This is a genomic window from Streptomyces pseudovenezuelae, assembly GCF_029892565.1.
Classification (GTDB): domain Bacteria; phylum Actinomycetota; class Actinomycetes; order Streptomycetales; family Streptomycetaceae; genus Streptomyces; species Streptomyces pseudovenezuelae_A.
Map to the genome: position 1 here is coordinate 69,646 of NZ_JARXVH010000009.1, position 20,905 is coordinate 90,550.

Below are 20,905 nucleotides of genomic sequence, written 5' to 3' on the forward strand. Positions count from 1 at the left end.
ACCGACTACGACGTTCGCGCGGTCCCCGTGCCCTTCTCCGCGTCCAGTGCGTACACGCAGCGGTCCTTGCTGCACGCGTACACGACCCCGTCCTTCACCACCGGGGAACCGGTGATCTCGCCGCCGGTGGCGAGCTTCCAGCGCAGACGGCCGTCGTCGGCCTTGAGGGTGTAGAGGAGGTGGTCGGTGGAGCCGAAGTGGATCCGGCCCTCGGCGACCGCGGGGGCGCCCACGATGTCGCCGCCCGCCTGGAACCGCCATTTGGGTGTCCCGGTGACCGCGTCCAGGGTGTAGAGGCCCTTGCCGCTGCCCACGTGGACATGGCCCGCGGCCACCAGCACCGGCTCGATGGAGGCCCGGGACTCGGTGGCGATGCGCCAGCGGTCGCGGCCGTCGGTGGCGTCGAGGGCGTAGACCGTGCCGAGGTAGTCGGCGAGGTAGATGCCGCCGCCGGTGACGGCCGGTCCCGGCGCGAAGGTGGGCGCGCACAGGAAGGCCGCGGGGGCCTCGAAGTGCCACTTCACCCGGCCGCTCGCCACGTCGATGGCCAGCACCCGGGTGCCGGCGCAGGCGTACAGGTAGCCGTCGGGCGCGTACGTCAGCCGGACCGGCACCCCGCCGCAGGAGGCCGCGTCGCCGATCGGGTAGGACCAGCGCTCGTCGCCCGTGCGGGCGTCCAGGGCGCGCAGCCGGGCGTCCTGCCAGACGAACACCGTGCCCTCGTGGACGGCGGGGCCGGCCTCCGGGGACTCGAAGTCCGTCTGACAGCCGCTGAGCTCCCAGAGTTTCTGTCCGTTCGAGGCCTCCCAGGTCTGGACGCCGCCGCCGCGGGTGCCGGTGACGACCGTGCCCCGGTCGGCCTTGAGGGAGTACACCCAGGCGTCCAGGGACAGCCGCCACAGGTCGGCGCCCTCGCGGGCGTCCAGGGCGAAGAGGGTGGGCCCGTCGGAGGCGTGGATCCGGCCGTCGGCGACCGCCATCGACCAGGCCACGTCCCGCGTCTTGAAGCTGCGCCGGCCGGTGGCCACGTCCAGGGCGTGCACCTCGAAGGAGGTGACGTAGACGAGCGCGTCGGAGACCGAGGGGGTACCCCAGACGTCGTTCGACATACGGAACCGCCAGGGTCGCCAGCCGCTCGCGGTCTCCGGCGGCACGGGCGGCGGGGCGGGTACGCCCACGCCGGGGTCGGCGCCGTTGAGGCCGGGGCGGGCCTTGGCCCAGGAGGCGGCCAGAGCGGTCTCGGGGCGCGGGGCCTGTACGGCGGCGGCGCGGACGTCGGAGACGCGGGGCCCGGGGCCGATGGGCACCTGGGCGCCGGCCAGCCGGACCGGACCGGCGTCGGGGGCGCCGACCGGCGCCGGGATCACCGGGTCGTGCGGGGGCGGGGGAGGCAGGGCGCCGCGTCCGCCACTGCGGCCGCCGCCGGGACCGCCGGGTCCCGGCTTGGCCGGCGGGCGTCCGTTGCGGCGGGCCTCGATCAGGCCGACGGCACGCTCGGGCAGCCAGGCGGAGGCCGTGCCGCTGTCGTCGGAGCCGGAGCCGAAGAGGTGCGGGGCGAGCTGGGACTGGAGGTCGGCCGGGTTGGGCCGGCCGGTGGCCTCCATCTGCATGCAGGACTCGATGAGCGGGCGCAGCTCGGCGGGCAGCCCCTCCAGGTCCGGGCCCTCGCGCAGCAGCATGAAGACCGTCTCGACCGGATTGGCCCCGTGGAAGGGCGGATGCCCGGTGGCGGCGAAGACCAGCATCGAGCCGAGCGAGAAGACGTCACTCGCGCCGGTGACGCTGCGCGAGTCCTTCGCCTGCTCGGGAGACATGTAGGCCGGCGTGCCCACCGCCACGTTCGTCATCGTCAAACGGGTGTTCGATACGCCGGAGGCGATACCGAAGTCGATCACCCGGGGGCCGTCCTCGACGACGAGGACGTTGGAGGGTTTCAGGTCCCGGTGCACGAGCCCGGCGCCGTGGATGGACTGCAGCGCCTCCGCGACACCCGCCGCGAGCCAGCGCACCGCCTGGGCCGGCATCGGCCCGCACTCGTTCACTATCTCTTCGAGCGAGGGCGCGGGAACGTACGCGGTGGCCAGCCAGGGCACGGCGGCGCGGGGATCGGCGTCGACCACGGCCGCCGTGTAGAAGCCGGAGACCGCCCGGGCCGCCTCCACCTCACGCGTGAAGCGGACGCGGAAGAGCTGGTCCTCCGCGAGCTCCGTGCGGACCGTCTTGATCGCCACGCGCCGGCCGGACGCCGAGCGCGCGAGATAGACCAGCCCCATGCCGCCCGCGCCCAGCCGTCCCAGCACCTCGAACGGCCCGATCCGCCGCGGATCGTGCTGCGTCAGCTGATCCACCACTTGCCTGCCACCTCCCCGTACGGGCCGCGCCACCCACATATGTACGCGACCCCGTGCAGCGTCTCACCACCGCACCGCCATGGCGGCACGCACCCTGATTCTTCCTGTCTCGGCCACAGGTTGCGAACCCGGGAACATATCGGGATGTCTCGCGCCAAAACGGCATGATCCATTCCCGATCCACCCCTGATCTGTCCCCCGCCTACCCCCGAAGCCGCTCCAGGAGCGCGAACGACGCCCCTTGATTGTCGGTGACGACCGCCACCTTTCCGTACGACGTCTCGAATGGCGGAGCCTGCACCCGCCCGCCGAGCCGCTGCACGCTCCCGACCGCCGCCACGCAGGCCTCGACGGCGAAGTGGACCAGGAAATGGGGCGGCATCTCGGCCGGGAAGACGTCGGAGACGGCCGCGCGGCCGAAGTCGGGCTCGGCGTCCGGCCCGAAGAGGGCGTCGTGGAAGAGGCCGCCGTAGAAGTCGTTCGCGTGCTCGGTGTCCCGGGCGTACAGCTCGGCCCAGGCGAAGGTGCCCGGCTCGTACCGGCGCCCGAAGCCGGGGTGGCCGGCCGGCTCCCAGAGCCCGAAGACGGCCCCCTCCGGGTCGGTGACCAGCGCCGTCGTGCCCAGTTCGGCGACCGGCAGGGGCGCGGTGACGACCTGGCCGCCGGCCGCCCAGACCCGGTCGGCCAGGGCCTCCGCGTCCGGGGTGGCGAAGTACACCGTCCAGACGGTGGGCATCCGGCCGTCCGTCTTGTGCGCGAGCGCGGCGACGGGCTCCCCGTCCTGGCGGGCCCACACGGATCCGCCGTACGCCGCCTCGAAGGTCCACCCGAAGAGCCCACCGTAGAACCGCTTGCCCGCCTCGACGTCGGGAAGCTGCGCGTCCACCCAGCAGGGGACGCCCTCTCCGTACGCGGATGCCCTGTTTTCGGCCATACCGCCAAGCTAACGGCGACTCACGCACCCCGCAGACCAGGCACACCCGTCTCTGAGCACCCGCGCACCCCATTTGCAGTCGGCCGAATCGCGCTCCGATCACCCCTCGGTAAGCTGACGGCATGACAGGACAAGTGCGTACCGTCGACGGCCGTGTGGCCGGTCGGCGTGGGCAGGCGACCCGGCAGAAGCTGCTCGACTGCCTAAGCGAGATGCTCAGCTCCTCCCCTTACCGGGACGTCAAAGTCATCGATGTCGCCCGGAAGGCGGGTACTTCGCCCGCGACCTTCTACCAGTACTTCCCGGACGTCGAAGGCGCCGTCCTGGAGATCGCCGAGCAAATGGCCACCGAGGGCGGCCAGTTGACCGAGCTGCTCGCCGGCCGGTCATGGGTCGGCAAGGCAGGTTGGCAGACCTCGCAGGAACTCGTGGACGGCTTCCTGGAGTTCTGGCGCAGGAACGACGCGATCCTCAGGGTCGTCGACCTCGGTGCCGCCGAGGGCGACAAACGGTTCTACAAGATCCGGATGAAGATCCTGAACTCCGTGAACAACTCCCTCTCGGACGCGGTGGCCGAGTTGCAGTCCAAGGGCAAGGTCGACAAGGACGTGAACCCGGCGGCGATCGCCGGTTCACTGGTCGCGATGCTCGCGGCCGTCGCCTCGCACCAGAAGGGCTTTCAGACCTGGGGCGTCAAGCAGGCCGAACTCAAGCCGAACCTGGCGCTCTTGGTGCACCTCGGCGTGACCGGCAAGAAGCCGACCAAGTAGTACTCGGTAACCAGTACTCCGGCTCAAGTCCTGTCTGACAGGCGGTGGTCCACCCCGGTGGACCACCGCCTGCCGCGCGTGCGGACGCCTTTGGCGCGGACGATCACTTTCGTACGATCCTGAAGAGCCGGATCTCCCGCGCCAGCCGTTTCTGATACGTGGCGTAGGGCGGCCAGAAGGCGAGTGCCGTCTTCCACACGGCCGCCCGTTCCTCCCCCGCGAGGAGCCGGGCCGTGACCGGGATGTCCGTACCCTTCCAGCTGATCTCGGCGTCGGGGTGGGCGAGCAGGTTGTGGGTCCAGGCGGGGTGGCCGGTACGGCCGAAGTTGGAGCCGACCAGGATCCAGCTCCGGCCGCCGTCCTCCGGCATACAGGCCAGCGGCGTACGCCGGACCTGCCCGCTCCTGGCGCCCGTCGAGGTCAGGATCACGCCCGGCAGCATCTGCGCGCTGAGCAGCACCTTTCCCCTGGTCAGCCGGTGCACGGCACGGTCGAGGGCGGGAATCACATGCGGGGCGACCTTCGCGAACCCCCGCGTCGACGAGACCTTCTGGACCACTCGTTCGCCGATCACACCGTGACCTCCGCATCCAGGAAGAGCCGCGCCGCGTCCGCCGCGTGCGCCCGCAGCCGGTGCACCGGCCCGAACAGCAGCTCGTCGCCGCAGGCCCGCTTGAAGTACAGGTGGGCCTCGTGCTCCCAGGTGAACCCGATGCCGCCGTGCAGCTGGATCCCCTCGGCGGCCGAGTCCCGCAGCGCCTCCAGGGCCTGCGCGAGGGCGACCCCACCGACCCGCTCCCCGTGCACGGTCGCCCAGGCCGCGTAGTACGCCGCCGAACGGGCGGCCTGGACCTGCACATACACGTCGGCCAGCCGATGCTTGACCGCCTGGAAGGACCCGATCGCCCGCCCGAACTGCTCCCGCTGCTTCACGTATTCGACCGTCCGCTCCAACGCCCGGTCGGCGGCTCCGACGGCCTCGCAGGCGAGCGCGGCGGCGGCCAGGTCACCGACGGTGGAGAGCGCGCCGAGGACACCGTGCCCGTCCTCCTCCCCCAACAATTCGGCGTCCACATCCCGCAGTTGGACGCGGGCCTGCGGCCGGGTGGCGTCCAGGGTGGTCTGCCTGGCCCGCACCAGCCCGTCGGCCTCCCCCTCCACCAGGAAGAACAGCGTCCGGGACCGGGCGAACCCCCCGGCGTGCGCGGCGACCACAAGCAGCCGCGCACTGTGCCCGTCCAACACCTGATCGGCCTGCCCGTACAACCTCCACCCCTCCCCCACCCGCCGCGCCTGCACCCCGCCCGCCCTACCGCCGCCGGCCCACTCGCCGCCGTTGTCGCCGGTCAGGGCGAGGGCGGTGGCCAGGGCGGTGCCGGGGACGGCGAGGGCGGCGGTGAGGTCACCGGTGGCGAGGCGGGGCAGCAGATCGGCACGCTGGGCGTCGGTACCGAGGGCGAGGACGAGGGGCGCGGCGAGCACGGCACTGGCGAGCAACGGCGAGGGGGCAAGAGACCGACCCGTCTCCTCGCAGGCGAGGACGAGTTCGGTGGCGGAGCAGCCGACACCGCCGTACGCCTCGGGAAGGGCGAGCCCGGGCAGCCCGAGCTGCCGCGCCAGGGCGGTCCACAGGGCGGGGTCGTGGCCGAGGGGCAGGTCGACGGCGGCCCGCAACTCCTCGTATCCACAGCGCTTGTTGAGTAGTTCGCGCAGGGTACGGCGGATCTCGTCCTGTTCGGCGGTGAAGCTCGCGTCCATGGCACTTCCCTCCGGATCTGACGGTCCGTCATATTAGGAGTCCGGGAACGATATGCACAGAGGAAGGCGGCGCCTCATGACACCGGTCGGGACATCAGTCGGGACATCGGGGAGCCGGAAGGTCGCCGTGGTGGGCGTGGCCCTGTCCGACTGCGGCCGGGTCGACGAGGCGACGCCGTACGCGCTGCACGCCCAGGCGGCCCGCCGCGCGCTGGCGGACGCGGGCCTGGACCGCCGGCACGTCGACGGCTTCGCCTCGGCGGGCCTGGGCACTCTCCCGCCGGTCGAGGTGGCCGAGTACCTGGGCCTGCGCCCCACCTGGGTCGACTCGACGGCGGTCGGCGGCTCCACCTGGGAGGTCATGACGGCCCACGCGGTCGACGCGATCACCGCCGGACACGCGAACGCCGTCCTCCTCGTCTACGGCTCGACGGCCCGAGCGGACATCAAGGCGGGCCGCCGCACCGGGAACCTCTCCTTCGGCGCGCGCGGCCCGCTCCAGTTCGAAGTCCCCTACGGCCACACGCTGATCGCCAAGTACGCGATGGCGGCCCGTCGCCACATGATCGAATTCGGTACGACGATCGAGCAGTTGGCGGAGGTGGCGGTCCAGGCCCGGGCGAACGCGGCGCTGAACCCCGACGCCATGTTCCGCACCCCCATCACGGTGGACGACGTCCTCGACGGCCCGATGATCGCCGACCCCTTCACCAAGCTGCACTGCTGCATCCGCTCCGACGGCGGCGCGGCGGTGCTGCTGGCGGCCGAGGAGTACGTACGGGACTGCCGTACCGCGCCCGTGTGGGTGCTCGGCACCGGGGAGCACGTCTCGCACTCCGCGATGTCCGAGTGGCCCGACTTCACGGTGTCGCCGGCGGCGGTGAGCGGCCGGCTGGCCTTCGAGCGGGCCGGGGTCGGACCGGCGGAGATGGACTTCGCCCAGCTCTACGACGCCTTCACCTACATGACCCTGGTGACGCTGGAGGATCTCGGCTTCTGCGCGAAGGGCGAGGGCGGGGCGTTCGTGGAGAAGGGGCGACTGCGGGTGGAGGGTGGGGAGTTGCCGGTGAACACGGACGGGGGTGGGCTGTCGGCCCAACACCCGGGGATGCGGGGGCTGTTCCTGCTGGTGGAGGCGGTGCGGCAGTTGCGGGGGGAGGCGGGGGCGCGGCAGGTGCGGGGGCGGGACGGGGAGGTGGCTCGGCTGGGGGTGGCGAGTGGGACCGGGGGGTGGTTCTGTTCGGCGGGGACGGTGGTGTTGGGCAGGTGAGGTGGCCCAAATGAGCCGGAGGGCGGGTCAGTCGAGGGCGGTGACGGTGACGGCGGCCCGGTCGTCGGTCGGGTCGGGGTCCTGGCGGCCGAGGTGGTCCAACTGGTCGGGCGGGTCGGAGAGGTTGGGCTTGTTGTCCGTTATGCGTACGCTGCCGCCCGTGCCCGGTACGCCGAGGCGCAGGGTGAACTCGAAGGTGCGGGTCGAGCCGGGGGCCAGCTCGCCGATCAGGCAGGTGTAGGCGCCGCCCTCGTACTCGCAGTAGGGCTCGTAGGAGTCCTCGTCGATCTCCTCCATGGGCTGCTTCAGCACCTTGACGCCCGGGGGCGGGGTGAAGACCAGGCCGGCCGCGTTGCCGGGGTCGCCGGGGCCGTCGTTGCGGACGGTCAGTCGGAGGGGCTGTTCGGTGCCTGGGGCGCCGCGCAGGGCACCGGCGGAGACCGCGTAGTCGGAGCGGATGCCGAGGCCGACGGAGGTGCGCAACTCGCCCTGGGCGAAGGCGCGGACGCCCTGGGCGGGGCCGAACTCGGGGGTGAGGGCCGGCCCGTCGCCGTGGTCGCCGCTGTTCAGCCAGTCGCCGCCCTCGCCCGGGCCGACGTCCAGGGGCCAGGCGGCCTGCGTGACGACGTCGTACATCTGCGTCTTGGCGGCGCGCATCGTGAACCCCGGTCGGGTCCCCGGGACCAGGACGACGGTCTCGCCGGGCCCGATCCGCAGGTCGGGGAAGCGGCAGACGGCGGTGTGGTGAGAGGTACCGGGGTAACGGCAGTTGGCGTACCGCTCGGTGAACTCCATCTGCCCCGAGCCGAGTCGGATGCCGAGCCCCTGGACCGTACGCTCCCCGCTGTTGCGCACGACGAACGGCGTGGTCACGACCGCTCCCGGCCGTACCGCCCGCACGGGCCCGGTCTTCCCGATCTCGACGACCGGCTCCCCGACGACGACCTTGGTGCGCGCGGTGAGCTTCCTGCCGTCCACCTTCGTGAACGTGAAGCGGACGTACCCCACGTCACCGACGTGACTGCCCTGCGCGGCGAGGGCGAAGACGCGGGCGTCGGCCACGTGGTTGAGGGAGCCGCCGGTGACCTGGCAGGTGACGTGGGTGCGAGCGCGGGTGCGGGTGCAGTCGGGCCCGTGCTTGTTGAGTTGGACGACGTCCGCGGAGCCCGGCTCCACATCCGCGGTCATCCGGTGCCGGCCCCTGGTCTCCACGGACCCGCCCTTCGCCTCCACCAGCAGGGCCCGCTGGTCGGCGGCACCGGCCGAATCGCCGTGTGGCCGCAGGTAGTAGACGTCGGGCGCGTCGAGCGTCCGCGCGTCGGCGCTGCCGAACGGGTCGCCGGTGCTCCACCAGTTGAGGCCGACCAGCAGGAGCGACAAGGCCAGGACGCCACCGGTCCAGCCACATATCTTCCTCACGGGCGCCGTCATCGGTGCAGCGTACGCGGCTGGTGCGGTCCTGTTCTCCGAAGCCCTGGCCGGTCTAAGCTCCCCGGATGACCTTGGAATGGGAACAGGTAATCGTTCACTCGCTCGACCCGGCGGCCCTGGGACAGTGGTGGGCCGACGCTCTCGGTTGGGTTGTCGTCCACTCCTCCGACGACGAGTTCGAGATCCGCCCGGCGCCGGATCGCCTGCCGGGGTTGGAGTTCGTCCGGATCGACGAGATCAAGAAGGCCAAGAGCCGGCTGCATCTCGACTTCCGGCCCGACGACCAGGACGCCGAGGTGGCCCGTCTGGAGGCGCACGGCGCACAGCGCGTGGACATCGGCCAGGGCGATCAGTCGTGGGTCGTCCTGGCGGACCCCGAGGGCAACGAGTTCTGCATCCTCGGCCGGCGCCGCCAGTAAGGCGACACGGAGAGGGACGTAGAAGGGGACACGGCGGAGGGAACACGGGCCTGCTCGGCCCTCGTTGTACGGATGTACTTCGACGACGCCGAGCCGCTGGAGGAATACCGCATGGCACTCAACCGCGAAGAGCGCGAACAGTTCCTGGCCGAGCCGCACGTCGCCGCGTTCGCGGTGGACGCCGGGGCGGGGCGGGCCCCGCTCACCGTGCCGATCTGGTACCAGTACGAGTCCGACGGCACCGTCTGGATCATGACCGCGCTGAACTCCCGTAAGAACGAGCTGATCCAGGCGGCGGGGCGTTTCTCCCTGATGATCGACCGCCTTGAGCCCACGATCCGGTACGTGTCGGTGGAGGGCCCGGTGATCGCGACCGAGCCCTCCACGATCGACCATCTGCGGGAGATGAGCGCGCGCTATCTGCCCGCCGAGAAGGTCGAGGGCTACGTCGAGTTCGCCTCGAAGAACCACGGCGAGCAGGTGCTGGTCCGGATGCGCCCGGAGCGATGGCTGTCGTCGGACCTGGGGTCGGTCTGACACCGGGTTCGGTCTGACGCTGAGATCGGCCTGCCCCCGGGATCGGTCTGACACGGTGATCCGCGGGACAATCCCCGCATGGGAACGGAAACGGATCTTCACGAGCTGCTGAGGTCACTGCGGGTGTGGGACCCGGAGGTCACCTCGCTGCCGCCCCTCGACCCGGCGACGACCCCCGCGACCCCGCTCGCCCTCTTCACGGAGTGGTTCGCGGAGGCGGTCGCGGCGGGTCAGCCGGAGCCGCACACCATGTCCCTGGCCACCTCGGACGCCGCCGGCCACCCGGACGTCCGCATCGTCATGCTGCACGGAGCGGACGAGGACGGCTGGTCCTTCGCCACCCACGCGACCAGCCGCAAGGGCACCCACCTGACCGCCCACCCACACGCCGCCCTCGCCTTCTACTGGCCGCTGCTGGGCCGCCAGGTCCGGATCCGCGGCCCGGTGACCGCGGCCCCGTCCGGCGACGCCCAGGCCGACCTCCACGCCCGCTCCACCGGCGCCCTGGCAGCCGCCCTGACCGGCCACCAGAGCGAAGTCCTGGGCTCCCTGGAGGAGTTGGCAACGGAGTCGCGGGCCGCGTGGGAACGGGCCCAGCGGGAGCCGGACGCCCCGGTGACGTCCTGGACGCTGTACCGACTGCGGCCGGACGCGGTGGAGTTCTTCCAGGGGGACGAGCGTCGGCGGCATGTGCGGGTGAACTACCGCTGGGAGGACGGGGGTTGGGTGCGCGAGCTGCTGTGGCCGTAGCTCGCCCTCATGCCATGGCGTCCGCATCCGTGAAGTCGTAGATCGCGAAGTCGGCCACCGGCCGGTACCCGATCCGCTGGTACAGCGCGTTGCTGGTCGGGTTGGCCAGGTCCGTGAAGAGCAGTACCTCGTCGGCGCCGCCTTCCCGCGCGGTCCGGCTGATCTCCGCGGTGACGGCACCGGCGTAGCCCCGGCCGCGCAGGTGGGCCGGGGTGTACACGTGCGCCACCCGGATCTGGCCGGCGACCAGGGGCGTACGGCCCGCCATGGCGACGGGGGTGCCGTCGGGGGCCTCCCAGAGCGTGACGCCACCGTAGGCGAGGCGCCCGTCGGCCCAGGAGCCGCCACCTTCGCCACCGGGCTGACTGACGGCCTCGGTGAACTCGCCGTACCAGCGCGCCAGCAGCTCCCGGTCCCGCTCGCCGGCGACCCTCGGCCGCCCCTCCGGCAGCGGCTCCGGCGCTGTCAGCGTGCCGAGCCGGTACAGCTGGTGCCGATCGTGCAGTACGGCCGTCGCGCCCGTGTACCGCTGCCAGGCCTCGGCGAAGGCGGCGGCGCTGTCGCGTTCCGCGCCCACACCGGGGACCGGCCGGCCGAGTCCGACGAGGTGCACGGCGAGGGAGTCGGCCTCCTCGGCGGTGACCGGGGTGACGCGCAGCCCGTACGGCGGGGTCTGGAAGCAGGCCGCACGCACGGTCCCGTCCCGCTCCAGCGCGCCGAAGTACGGGGCGTCCGGGCCGTGGACCCGCGGTCCGCCGGTGCGCAGGCCGTCTGTCGCGGTCAGGTCGAGGGTGTGCAGGTCGGGGCGCGAGCGCAGGAAGTCTCCGGCGTGGGAGAGGAAGACGTCGAGGTCGTCCGTGGGGTACCAGTCATCGGGCCGCATGCCCTTCATGGTCCTGCGGGTGGGCGATCGGCGCCTCCCGTCCACGGGGTTTCCGGGTCCGTAGCCAGCCGCCCGTGCAGGTGGTTGTCGCGGAACGCGTCGTGTCGGCCCGCCTCGAACATCGCGCCGCGCAGGGTGCCTTCGTAGCGGAAGCCGCACTGTTCGGCGATGTGGCAGGAGGCGTCGTGGCCCAGCGCGTGGCCCAGGTCGAGGCGGTGCAGGCCGAGGTCGGTGAGCGCCCAGTGGGCGACCAGGCGCAGGGCGCGGGTGGCGACGCCCTGGCCGCGCGCCTCGGGCAGGACCCAGTAGCCGACGTGGGCGTTGCTGAAGACATGGCTGATGGCGTTGACGCTGATGTGCCCCAGCGTCGTACCGCTCGACTCGTCCGTGATGCGGTACGACGCCATCGCGCCCTCCGCCGCCTGCCGGACCCGCTCGCGCAGCACCGCGCGGGCGCCGTCCAGGTCGGTGATCAGCGTGAGCGGAGTGTTCCAGCGCTGGAACTCCGGGTCCGTGACCCCGCGCAGCCAGTCCTCGGCGTCGGCGTCCGAGTCCGCGTCCCACTGGCGCAGGCGGAGGCCTTGGCCTTGCAGGTCGGGGAAGGGCGAGGCAGCGGGGGACGGGGAGGTGGAGGGGTCTGTCACGTGCTTGGCGTCTGCGTGGGACATCGGGCCATTCAAGCCGTTGGGGCTGTGCCGTGCGGCCTGAATTTCGGGACGCCGTCCGGGAAGACCGCCTCCAGGGCCATCCCCGCCCGCAGCTCCCCCTCCCCGCACTCCACGATCTCCGTCATCATCCGCGGGCCCTCCGCCAGGTCGACCACGGCGGCGATGTACGGGGTGCGGGTGGAGAAGGGCGGTAGGTCGTTCCGGTGGACGGTCGACCAGGTGTAGAGGGTGGCTCGGCCGGTCGCCGGCTCCCACGTCACGGCCTCGCTCCAGCAGTGCGGGCAGAACTCGCGCGGGTAGTGGTGGGCGCGGGTGCAGGTCGTGCAGCGGCGGACGAGGAGGCGGCCCTGGGCTGCCGCGTCCCAGTAGGTGCGGGTGAAGGCGTCGGGCTCCGGGACGTCGTGGCCGCGCGGGGACGCGGTCGTCGTCATCCGAACCATCCCAGCGCGCTGTCCACCGACCACGTCTGCCAGGCCATCGCGAACAGGGCGATCAGCGAGATCAGGGCCATCATCGCGTTCTGCCCCTGCTCGGCCCAGTCGTGGATCATGAGGGTGAAGTAGAGGACGTTGAGGAGCAGTCCGCCGATCAGGGCGATCGGGGTGAGGAAGCCGGCCACCAGGCCGAGCCCCAGGGCCAGTTCGGCGTAGACGACGACGTACGCCATCGTGCGGGGGCGTGGGCGGACGACGACGTCGAAGCCCGAACGTACGGCGTTCCAGCGGTGTTTGGCCGCCACGCCCGCCGCCCACTCGATCCCGGTCCCGCGCTCGAACCAGCCCTTCTTGTCCTTGTGCCGCCAGCTCTCCAGCCACCACAGGCCGAGCCCTATGCGGAGGACCGCGAGCCATTCCGCTCCGCTGAGCCAGATCGCATCCATGAATCTGACGGTACGTCAGAAGGCGAGGAAAGCCGAGGGGCGGCCATGAAAATCCTGTGCACAGGCCGTGCCGCTGTGGGTCCGCCATGAATCCCGGCAGATTGTTGACGATTTTGTTCGCACCCGATTACGTTCGCAAGCGCAAGCCATGAAGTCAGGTCATGAAGTCGAAGCGGCGAGAGGCAGCAAGGTGAAGCACAGGGCAGTGAAGCGCAGGACAGTGGTCATGGGTCTCGGTGCCACCGCCGGTGTCGCGGCGGTCGGCGGGATCGCGCTGAGCGCGAACGCGAGCGACTCGAAGTCCGCGTCGTCCGCGTCGGCCTCCTCCTCGGACGCCCTGGTCTTCGACCCGGACGCCTACACGAAGCTGACCAAGACCGTCACGGACACCGACGGCGACGACCACACGGTCGTCTACCACTTCTGGAAGGCGATCACGTACGTCGCCAGCCCGGTGGACGCCACCTACCAGTCGCTCATCGTCAGCGCCCCGGTCGAGATCGACGGCGAGACGGTCGACCCCGCAAACGCCCCGATTCTGCTCGCGAACTCCATCGGCGGCTACCTGCCCGCCTCCGTGGCGGACGCGACCGAGGTCGGCGGCGGCGGTTCGGCCATGGGCGGCGGGGGCGCGGCGCCCAGCGGCGCGCCCAGTTCCTCCGCCTCCGCGAGCGCCTCGGCGCCCGGCGCCAACGGCAACACCAACGCCACCGGCGGCGCGACCTCCAGCAACCAACTCCTCGCCCTGGCCGCCGGTTACGTCGTCATCGAGCCCGGCGCCCGCGGTCGTACGCTCAAGAACTCCGGCGGCGAGTACTACGGCACCGCCCCCGCCGCGATCGTCGACCTCAAGGCGGCGGTCCGGTACGTGAAGTCCAACAAGGGCCGTATCCCCGGCAACGTCGAGCGGATCGTCTCCGCCGGTACGAGTGCCGGTGGCGCCCTGTCCTCGCTGCTCGGCGCGTCCGGCGACAGCCCGGTCTACGACAAGTACCTCAAGAAGATCGGCGCGGCCGACGCCTCCGACGCGATCTTCGCGACCGGTGCCTGGTGCCCGATCACCGACCTGGAGCACGCCGACGGCTCCTACGAGTGGAACTGGGGCGGCAACGACCTCAGCACCGGCAAGCAGGTCGACCAGACCGTCTCCAAGGCACTGCAGGCCCAATTCGCCGAGTACCAGGCCTCGTTGAAGCTGCGCGGCCTGGGCGGCTTCGGGCCGCTGAACGCCCGTAACCTCGACGAGTACATGGTCGAGCAGTACCTGGAGCCGTCGGCGACCACGTACCTCGCCGGCCTGTCGGACTCGGCGCGCGAGACCTACCTCGCCGCCAACACCTTCATCACCTGGTCCGGCGGCAGGGCCACCTTCACCTGGCCCGACTTCCTCACCCACGTCGGCGCCCGCAAGAAGGACACCCCCGCCTTCGACGCCTTCGACCTGTCGGCCGGCGAGAACAACGAGTTCGGCGCGGGCACGACCCTCGCCCGGCACTTCACCGCGTACGGCGCGAAGAACGACTCAACGGGCCTGAGCAGCAAGCGGGTCGCGAGCGACATCCCCGAGCTGCTGAACCTCATGAACCCGATGTACCACCTGGTGGAGAAGGTCAACTCCAAGCGCTCCAAGCACTGGTGGATCCGCCTCGGCACCAAGGACTCGGACACCTCGCTGACGGTCGCCGCGAACCTGGCGGCCCGCCTGGACAACCTCGGCGACGACGTGAACCACATCTACTACTGGGACGAGGGCCACGGTTCCAACATCGACCCGGGCGACTTCATCGAGTGGATCGCCCAGGTGACGGGGCATCGGGGCGCGAAGAAGTAGCACCGTCCACTCAGGCGAGGGCGGCGGCCAGCAGGGCGAAGGCGGCGATGATGACGGCGACGCGGACGTAGTGGAAGCGGTCCCAGCGGTTCATCTGCTCCTTCCAGTCCTCGGGCCGGTTCTCGGGGGTCCACGTCTTGCCCCGGTTGTTGATCGGGACGAGCAGCAGGACCGACATGACCACGCTGACGATCAGCAGCGCGCCGGCGGTGACGACGAGTCCCGCGCCGTCGTGGTGCCGTCCGGCGATGGCCCAGATCGCGACGAGGACGAGCGAGCCGATGTACCAGACCGGCATGACGGCGCCGAGCATCCGGCCCCCGTGGGCGCGGCCGAGTTGATTGCTGTCGTCGGGGAGGGCGTTGAGGATCCGGTTGATGACGAAGGCGACGGAGAACTCCACTCCCACCATCAGGCCGACGATCACGGTGGTGATGATCTCAAGCGCGTTCAGCATGGCTGCCCCTCTGGGAATCTAGTGTTGCTAGATGATGAGGCAACGCTAGACCTACTGCCGCTTGATTGTCTAGCGGTGCTAGGATCGAATCATGTCGGTACAGGAACGCAAGGAGCGCGAACGGGCGGTCCGCGAGCGCCTCATCGTGGCGACGGCCCGCGAACTCGCGGAGCAGCAGGGCTGGGACGCGGTCACCACCCGCCGGCTCGCCGAGCGCATCGAGTACAGCCAGCCCGTCCTCTACAGCCACTTCCGCGGCAAGCGCGAGATCATCGGCGCCGTCGCCCTGGAGGGCGCTGCCGAGATGGCCGCGGCGCTGCGGGCCGGCGCCTCCGCCGCGGACGGCCCGCGCGCCCGGGTCACCGCCCTCGCCCGCGCCTACCTCGACTTCGCCGAGCGCAACCCGGCGGTCTACGACGCCATGTTCCAGCTCGACGGCGGCCTGGCGTTCGCGGCCGAGGAGACCCCGGAGCCGTTGAAGGACGCCTTCGCCGCCCTGCTGGAGACTCTCGGTGAGGTCGCCGGGGAAGGCGTCCACCCGGGACTGTTCACCGAGGTGTTCTGGGCGGCCCTCCACGGGCTGGCGACCCTGACCCGGGCGGGACGGCTGCCCGCGGGGGACGCCGAGCGGAGAGCGGAGCTGGTGGTGGACCGGCTCGCCGTGCTCTGACCCGCCGTACGGCCGTGCCCTAGTACGCTCCCGATGGGGGTGGTGCCCAAGTGCGGGAACTGCGGGTGTCGGTCACGGCGACGAGCGATCGCTTCGATGCCGATGACGACAGATGGTTGTCCCAAGTACGGCTGCTGCACGAGGACTTGGGGCGGGAGACTCCGTTGGTGACCTCGCCGGGGGCCGCGAGCCGGAGGTCGGCCGCGATCCGGCCCGGCACGAAGGGCGGCTGGCTGCCGGACGTGGCCGTGCTGCTCAGCCCGGCCGTGGTCGCGGGTGTGGTGGCGGTGGTGAAGGGCTGGCTGGTGCGCGACCGGGACCGCGTGGTCCACCTCGCCTGGGAAGTGGACGGCAAGAAGGGCCAGTTCACGGCCACGACCTCCACTGTGGACAACGCCACGTTGCAGGCCGCGCTGGAGCACGGGTTGCGGGCGGCGACGGGGGCCGGGTCGGGGGCGGATGCGGGGGCGCAGGCCGAGTTGGCGGAGCCCGACGAGTCAGGGGGCTCGGAGCCGGACGGCAACTCCGTTGTCTGAAGCCCCCGTTGCGTACCGCGCCCTGCTGATCGGCAACGCCGAGTTCCCCGACGAACCGGCGCTGGCACGGCTGCACGGCCCGGCGAACGACCTCTCGGAACTGCGCGCCGCGCTCACCGACCCCGAGGCCGGACTGCCCTGGGAGGTGACCTCGGTACTGAACGGGACGGGCCAGCAGGTCCAGGAAGCACTGTTCACCTTCTTCCACCGGGCCACCGCACGCGAGCAGTTGCTCCTCTACTACAGCGGCCACGGCCGACTCGACCTGCACAACCGACTGCACCTGTGCACCCACGACACCACCCTCGACTGGCTGCGCACCCGCGCGGTCCGCCAGTCGTACGTCAACGAGCTGATGGACGACTGCGCCGCCCGCGCGATCGTCGTCGTCCTGGACTGCTGTTTCAGCGGGCGCGCGGCGGCGGCCAAGGGGGGTGAGGCGGCGGCCCGGTTCGCCGGCCGGGGGCGGTTCGTCATGACCGGGTGCGGGCTGCTGGAGACGGCGGCGGACGCGGCCGGGGAGGACGAACCGAGCCCGTTCACCGCCGCGTTGGTGGCGGGGTTGCGGCACGGAGCGGTGGACGAGGACGGCTATGTGACGGTGGAGGACGTCTATCGGTACGTGGACGACCGTATGCGCGGGTCGGGTCAGCACCCGGAGATGAAGACGGAGGGGCGGGCGGGGCATGTGGCGCTCGCGCGGCGGGCGGGGTCGGTCGAACGGACGCCGGAGCCGGCCGCCGTCCCTGAATCGCCGGACCTGCGGCCCCTGTTCACGAGCGGGCACGGGGTGAGTGAACGCCCGCTGGTCGAGAGTCACTTCAGCGGAGTGCTGCACGTCCTGCTGACGGAGCCGGCGGGGACTCTGACGGTCCACCGGGACGAACTGGTCGCCGCCGGGGGCGGGAACGAGGTCCGGGGTCGGTGGTTCACCGAGGGTCGGTTCGAGGTCCGGCGGATGCGGGACCGGCCGGTCGCCATGGCGACGGCGAGCGGGGACGTGCAGTTCACCCTTCCCGACGGCGCGGGAACAGTGACCTGGTCGGCGCGGCAACTGGCCGGATTCGAACAGGCGCGGCTCACCGGCAGTTGGCCCACCGCGGTGCGGCCCACCCGGACCGAGGGCACCCACGCCGTCCTGAAGTCCCGTGACCGGGTCTACCGCAGGATCACGCGCGAGGCGTGGTGGGTGCTGGCGTCACTGGTCGGCTGCTCGGTGTCGGTGAGCCTGATCGCGTGGCTGCTGGCCCGGAGCGGGGGCGGTGCGTGGCGTGCCACCGCGCTGATCGCCCTGTTCGCCTTCGCGTTCATCAACGTGCCGCTCCTGATCGCCTCCGTCAACGTCGCCTGGATCTTCCTCCGCCTGCGCCAGTTGCTGCAGATCCCCTCCCTGCCGGTCACCCCCATGCTGCTGAAGGTCCATGCCCCGCCCCCGATCACGGGCGAGGACGACCACGGACCAGTGACCGTCCATGTGAAGCCGAGCATCGTGCTGTGGTCCGAGGACCTCAGCCTGACACTCCCCCACTCCTTCTACGCCCACCGCGTCAACAGGGGCGACCCACCCTTCAGCACGAAGAACCCGGTACCCGTCGAGGTCATCGGCCTGCCCGCCCCGGGCCAGTGGGTGGTCGTCCGCACCCCTGACGGCCTCCTCTGGCCGAGCGGTCGCGCCAAACCCGTCTCGGCCCCGATCCTCACCGCGGTGACCGGCCGCCCCTAGCCGAGTGTCCTACGCCACAAATCCCCCCCACTCCTCCTACACCCGTGATCAATCCGCAACCAATTCCCCTCTTGACCGAGACCCATCAACGGGGCGCGTGATTACGCTCGCGCTCATGGCCGACTCCACAGCGTCCGCACCAGCCGCCGCGCACCAGCACACGAACCGCCCCGTATACGTCATCGGGGGCGGCCCCGGCGGCCTCGCCGTCGCGTACGCGCTGCGCGCGCGGGGCATGCGCGCGGTCGTGCTGGAGAAGTCCGACCGGGTCGGCGCGTCCTGGCGGCGGCACTACGACCGGCTGCACCTGCACACCACCCGGCGCCTGTCGTCCCTGCCGGGACTGACGATGCCGCGCCGGTTCGGGCGGTGGGTGTCGCGGGACGACGTCGTGCGGTACCTGGAGAAGTACGCCGAGCACCACGAGCTGGAGATCGTCACCGGTGTGGAGGTGTCCCGCGTCGAGCGTTCCGCGGACGGCGACGGCTGGCTGCTGCACGCCACCGGCGGCCGCGAACTGACCGGCGCCGCCGTGGTCGTCGCCACCGGCTACAACCACACCCCGAACGTCCCGGACTGGCCCGGCCTCGACACGTACAAGGGCGAATTCCTGCACGCCGGCGACTACCGCAACGCCGAGCCGTACGCCGGCCGTGACGTCCTCGTCGTCGGTGTCGGCAACACCGGTGCCGAGATCGCCGTGGACCTGGTCGAGGGCGGGGCCTCGCGGGTGCGGCTCGCCGTGCGCACCACCCCGCACATCGTGCGCCGCTCGACGGCCGGCTGGGCCGCCCAGTACACGAGCGTGCTGGTACGGCGGCTGCCGGTCGGCCTCGTCGACCGGATGGCCCGCCCGATGGCGAAGCTGAGCGTCCCGGACCTGTCGGCGCAGGGGTTGCCCAGACCGGACACCGGGCTCTACACCCGGGTCAAGGCGGGCTCCGTGCCGATCCTGGACGTCGGTCTGATCAACGCCGTACGCAAGGGCAAGGTCGAGGTCGTGGCCGCCGTCGCCGGTTTCGAGGACGGCAAGGTCGTGCTCGCGGACGGGAGCCTTCTCTCGCCGGACGCGGTCGTCGCGGCCACCGGTTACGCCCGCGGACTCGAAGGTCTCGTCGGTGATCTCGACGTACTCGACGAGCGCGGCAAGCCCGTCGTGCACGGCGCGCGCACCCCGGACCAGGCACCCGGCCTGTACTTCACCGGCTTCACCAACCCCATCAGCGGCATGCTCCGCGAGATGGCCATCGACGCGGAGAAGATCGCGAAGGCGGTCGTGAAGGACCGCCAGCGCAAGCGCCGTTAGCGTTCCCCGACTCCTCCGACCCCCTCGGCTCCCCCCTCCCGAGGTCTCTCAACTCCCCCACCTGCGACGCCCGTTACGGGCGAGACGGATGTGGCTAAGGAGCTGTACCGCGCCCCGTCATGGGTCCAGAATGTGAGCGCTGCTCAGCTTTCAGCGCTCGCGCTCGGCACTCACCTCGGCGCGAGCGTCTTTCAACTCCGCCCCACCTCTCGCTCATTGACGGAGGACGCACGTGGCACGTGAAAGACAGCTCTCCCGACGCTCCCTGATCGGTGGCGCAGCCGCCACCGCCGGAGCCGTCGCCCTGACCGGCACCGCCGCGGGAACGGCCGCCGCGGCCACCCGTGACGTGGACGTCGCCATCGTCGGCGGCGGACTCGCGGGACTGACGACGGCCCGCGACCTGGTGGCCGCAGGCAAGACCGTGGCCGTTCTGGAGGCCCGGAACCGCGTCGGCGGCCGGGTGGTGAACCTTGCGCTGGCGAACGGCGGGGTCACCGAAGGCGGTGGCGAGTTCATCGGCCCCACCCAGGACCGCATCAAGGCGCTGGCCGACTCGCTCGGGGTCGCGACCTTCACGACGTACAACACCGGCAAGAACCTGCTCTACAAGGACGGCAAGAAGACCCCGTACGCCACCGACGGCCTCCTCGGCTCGGTGCCGCCGATCGACGTGGCGGGCCTCGCCAACGCCGCGATCGTGCAGTCCGCGCTCGACGACATGGCCAAACAGGTGCCGGTCGGCGCCCCTTGGACCGCGGCGAAGGCCGCCGAGTGGGACAAGCAGACCTTCGAGAGCTGGCTGAACGCCAACGCGATCGTCCCGTCGGCCAAGTTCCTGCTGGACGTGGCCACCACGTCCATCTTCTCGGCCCAGCCCCGCGAACTCTCCCTGCTCTTCGTGCTGTTCTACATCGCCGCCGCCGGCAACGAGTCCACCGCCGGCACCCTGGAACGTCTCACCGACACCGCGAACGGCGCCCAGGAGTCCCGCTTCGTCGGCGGCTCCCAACAGGTACCGATCAAACTGGCGGCCACCCTCGGCGACCGGGTGGTGCTGAGCGCGCCGGTGCGCTCGATCACGAAGTCCGGCGGCAAGTACGTCGTGACGGCGGACGGCGTGACGGTGACCGCGAAGAAGGTCGTCGTCGCGGTACCGCCCCCACTGGCCGGCCGCATCCAGTTCGACCCACTCCTGCCGGCCGCCCGCGACCAACTGAGCCAACGCCTCCCGATGGGCTCCATCGGCAAGGCCATCGCCGTGTACGACACCCCGTTCTGGCGCACCGACGGCCTCAACGGCCAGGTCGTCAGCGACACCGGCGCCGTCCGCTCCACCTTCGACAACTCCCCGCCGGACGCCTCCTACGGCGCCCTGATGGGTTTCATCGAGGCCGACGAGATGCGCGAGTACGACGCCGCCGCGGTCGCCGACGTGAAGGCGGCCGTCCTCAAGGACTTCGCCACCTACTTCGGCGACAAGGCCAAGACCCCGACCTCCTTCGTCCTCCAACGCTGGGACAACGAGGGCTTCTCCCGAGGCGGCCCGGTCGCCTACGCCCCACCGGGCGTCCTCACCGAGTACGGCACCGCCCTGCGCACGCCGGTCGACGGCATCCACTGGGCCGGCACGGAGACGTCGACGTACTGGAACGGGTTCATGGACGGAGCGGTGCGTTCCGGGGAGCGGGCGGCCAGGGAGGTGCTCGCGGCGCTGTGAGGCGCCATGCC

The 20,905-nt window shown here is 71.4% G+C and carries 21 protein-coding genes; 11 read left to right on the plus strand and 10 right to left on the minus strand.

Annotated features, from left to right (window positions below; translation table 11 throughout):
* Positions 1-5: 5 nt before the first annotated feature.
* Both M2283_RS27865 and M2283_RS27870 read right to left on the minus strand, forming a co-directional pair.
* Positions 6-2,351, minus strand: a complete 2,346-nt coding sequence (locus tag M2283_RS27865) for a serine/threonine-protein kinase (RefSeq protein ID WP_280879161.1) — start codon at positions 2,349-2,351, stop codon at positions 6-8.
* A gap of 202 nt (positions 2,352-2,553) precedes the next feature.
* Positions 2,554-3,285, minus strand: a complete 732-nt coding sequence (locus M2283_RS27870; RefSeq protein WP_280879162.1) for a VOC family protein — start codon at positions 3,283-3,285, stop codon at positions 2,554-2,556.
* 134 nt (positions 3,286-3,419) lie between these two features.
* Here M2283_RS27870 and M2283_RS27875 point away from each other — a divergent pair, with 134 nt between their 5' ends.
* Positions 3,420-4,055 carry a TetR family transcriptional regulator gene (locus M2283_RS27875; RefSeq protein WP_280879449.1) on the plus strand — a complete coding sequence of 212 codons (636 nt, stop codon included), beginning with the start codon at positions 3,420-3,422 and terminating at the stop codon, positions 4,053-4,055.
* 103 nt (positions 4,056-4,158) lie between these two features.
* On the opposite strand, the gene M2283_RS27880 is transcribed toward M2283_RS27875, so the two are convergent.
* Together M2283_RS27880 and M2283_RS27885 are read right to left on the minus strand one after the other, a co-directional pair.
* Positions 4,159-4,629, minus strand: coding sequence for a nitroreductase family deazaflavin-dependent oxidoreductase (locus tag M2283_RS27880; protein WP_280879163.1), 471 nt, complete (start codon positions 4,627-4,629; stop codon positions 4,159-4,161).
* Positions 4,626-5,813, minus strand: coding sequence for an acyl-CoA dehydrogenase family protein (locus M2283_RS27885; RefSeq protein WP_280879164.1), 1,188 nt, complete (start codon positions 5,811-5,813; stop codon positions 4,626-4,628). Before M2283_RS27885 ends, M2283_RS27880 begins: the two co-directional genes overlap by 4 nt.
* A 76-nt stretch (positions 5,814-5,889) precedes the next feature.
* Here M2283_RS27885 and M2283_RS27890 point away from each other — a divergent pair, with 76 nt between their 5' ends.
* Positions 5,890-7,083 carry a thiolase C-terminal domain-containing protein gene (locus M2283_RS27890; protein ID WP_280879165.1) on the plus strand — a complete coding sequence of 398 codons (1,194 nt, stop codon included), beginning with the start codon at positions 5,890-5,892 and terminating at the stop codon, positions 7,081-7,083.
* 27 nt (positions 7,084-7,110) lie between these two features.
* Here M2283_RS27890 and M2283_RS27895 read toward each other — a convergent pair whose 3' ends face one another.
* The gene (locus M2283_RS27895) at positions 7,111-8,514 is read right to left on the minus strand and encodes a hypothetical protein (RefSeq protein ID WP_280879166.1); all 1,404 of its coding nucleotides are present in this window, start codon (positions 8,512-8,514) and stop codon (positions 7,111-7,113) included.
* 65 nt (positions 8,515-8,579) lie between these two features.
* Here M2283_RS27895 and M2283_RS27900 point away from each other — a divergent pair, with 65 nt between their 5' ends.
* The 3 genes from M2283_RS27900 to M2283_RS27910 all read left to right on the plus strand — a co-directional run bounded on the left by M2283_RS27900 (position 8,580) and on the right by M2283_RS27910 (position 10,220).
* Positions 8,580-8,933, plus strand: coding sequence for a VOC family protein (locus M2283_RS27900; RefSeq protein WP_280879167.1), 354 nt, complete (start codon positions 8,580-8,582; stop codon positions 8,931-8,933).
* Positions 8,934-9,044: 111 nt separating this feature from the next.
* The gene (locus tag M2283_RS27905) at positions 9,045-9,470 is read left to right on the plus strand and encodes a pyridoxamine 5'-phosphate oxidase family protein (RefSeq protein WP_280879450.1); all 426 of its coding nucleotides are present in this window, start codon (positions 9,045-9,047) and stop codon (positions 9,468-9,470) included.
* Positions 9,471-9,548: 78 nt separating this feature from the next.
* Complete coding sequence (locus M2283_RS27910; protein ID WP_280879168.1) at positions 9,549-10,220, plus strand: pyridoxine/pyridoxamine 5'-phosphate oxidase; 672 nt, start codon at positions 9,549-9,551, stop codon at positions 10,218-10,220.
* A gap of 7 nt (positions 10,221-10,227) precedes the next feature.
* On the opposite strand, the gene M2283_RS27915 is transcribed toward M2283_RS27910, so the two are convergent.
* From M2283_RS27915 to M2283_RS27930, 4 genes are read right to left on the minus strand one after another with little or no spacing between them, the layout of a single operon-like run.
* A complete protein-coding gene (locus M2283_RS27915) occupies positions 10,228-11,103 on the minus strand; it encodes a GNAT family N-acetyltransferase (RefSeq protein WP_280879169.1) in 876 nt (291 codons plus the stop codon).
* A gap of 5 nt (positions 11,104-11,108) precedes the next feature.
* Positions 11,109-11,771 carry a GNAT family N-acetyltransferase gene (locus tag M2283_RS27920; RefSeq protein ID WP_280879170.1) on the minus strand — a complete coding sequence of 221 codons (663 nt, stop codon included), beginning with the start codon at positions 11,769-11,771 and terminating at the stop codon, positions 11,109-11,111.
* Between the two features lie 8 nt (positions 11,772-11,779).
* On the minus strand, positions 11,780-12,202 hold the full coding sequence (locus M2283_RS27925) for a Zn-ribbon domain-containing OB-fold protein (protein WP_280879171.1): 423 nt from the start codon (positions 12,200-12,202) through the stop codon (positions 11,780-11,782).
* Complete coding sequence (locus tag M2283_RS27930; RefSeq protein ID WP_280879172.1) at positions 12,199-12,651, minus strand: DoxX family protein; 453 nt, start codon at positions 12,649-12,651, stop codon at positions 12,199-12,201. Before M2283_RS27930 ends, M2283_RS27925 begins: the two co-directional genes overlap by 4 nt.
* Positions 12,652-12,877: 226 nt before the next feature.
* On the opposite strand from M2283_RS27930, the gene M2283_RS27935 reads away from it, so the two are divergent.
* Entirely contained in the window at positions 12,878-14,482 is a 1,605-nt protein-coding gene (locus tag M2283_RS27935; protein WP_280879173.1) for a subtype B tannase, read from the plus strand.
* Between the two features lie 10 nt (positions 14,483-14,492).
* Here the strand turns inward: M2283_RS27935 and M2283_RS27940 are convergent, their stop codons facing one another.
* The gene (locus M2283_RS27940; RefSeq protein WP_280879174.1) at positions 14,493-14,939 is read right to left on the minus strand and encodes a DUF1772 domain-containing protein; all 447 of its coding nucleotides are present in this window, start codon (positions 14,937-14,939) and stop codon (positions 14,493-14,495) included.
* A gap of 91 nt (positions 14,940-15,030) precedes the next feature.
* Here M2283_RS27940 and M2283_RS27945 point away from each other — a divergent pair, with 91 nt between their 5' ends.
* From M2283_RS27945 to M2283_RS27965, 5 genes are all read left to right on the plus strand, one after another.
* Positions 15,031-15,609 (plus strand): TetR/AcrR family transcriptional regulator, encoded by a 579-nt coding sequence (locus M2283_RS27945; protein ID WP_280879175.1) that lies wholly within the window; start codon positions 15,031-15,033, stop codon positions 15,607-15,609.
* A 116-nt stretch (positions 15,610-15,725) separates the two neighbouring features.
* Positions 15,726-16,145 (plus strand): hypothetical protein, encoded by a 420-nt coding sequence (locus M2283_RS27950; RefSeq protein ID WP_280879176.1) that lies wholly within the window; start codon positions 15,726-15,728, stop codon positions 16,143-16,145.
* Complete coding sequence (locus M2283_RS27955) at positions 16,138-17,868, plus strand: caspase family protein (RefSeq protein ID WP_280879177.1); 1,731 nt, start codon at positions 16,138-16,140, stop codon at positions 17,866-17,868. The genes M2283_RS27950 and M2283_RS27955 overlap by 8 nt, the downstream gene beginning before the upstream one ends.
* Before the next feature lie 115 nt (positions 17,869-17,983).
* Positions 17,984-19,174 carry a flavin-containing monooxygenase gene (locus tag M2283_RS27960; RefSeq protein WP_280879178.1) on the plus strand — a complete coding sequence of 397 codons (1,191 nt, stop codon included), beginning with the start codon at positions 17,984-17,986 and terminating at the stop codon, positions 19,172-19,174.
* 232 nt (positions 19,175-19,406) lie between these two features.
* A complete protein-coding gene (locus tag M2283_RS27965) occupies positions 19,407-20,894 on the plus strand; it encodes a flavin monoamine oxidase family protein (RefSeq protein WP_280879179.1) in 1,488 nt (495 codons plus the stop codon).
* Positions 20,895-20,905: the final 11 nt, after the last annotated feature.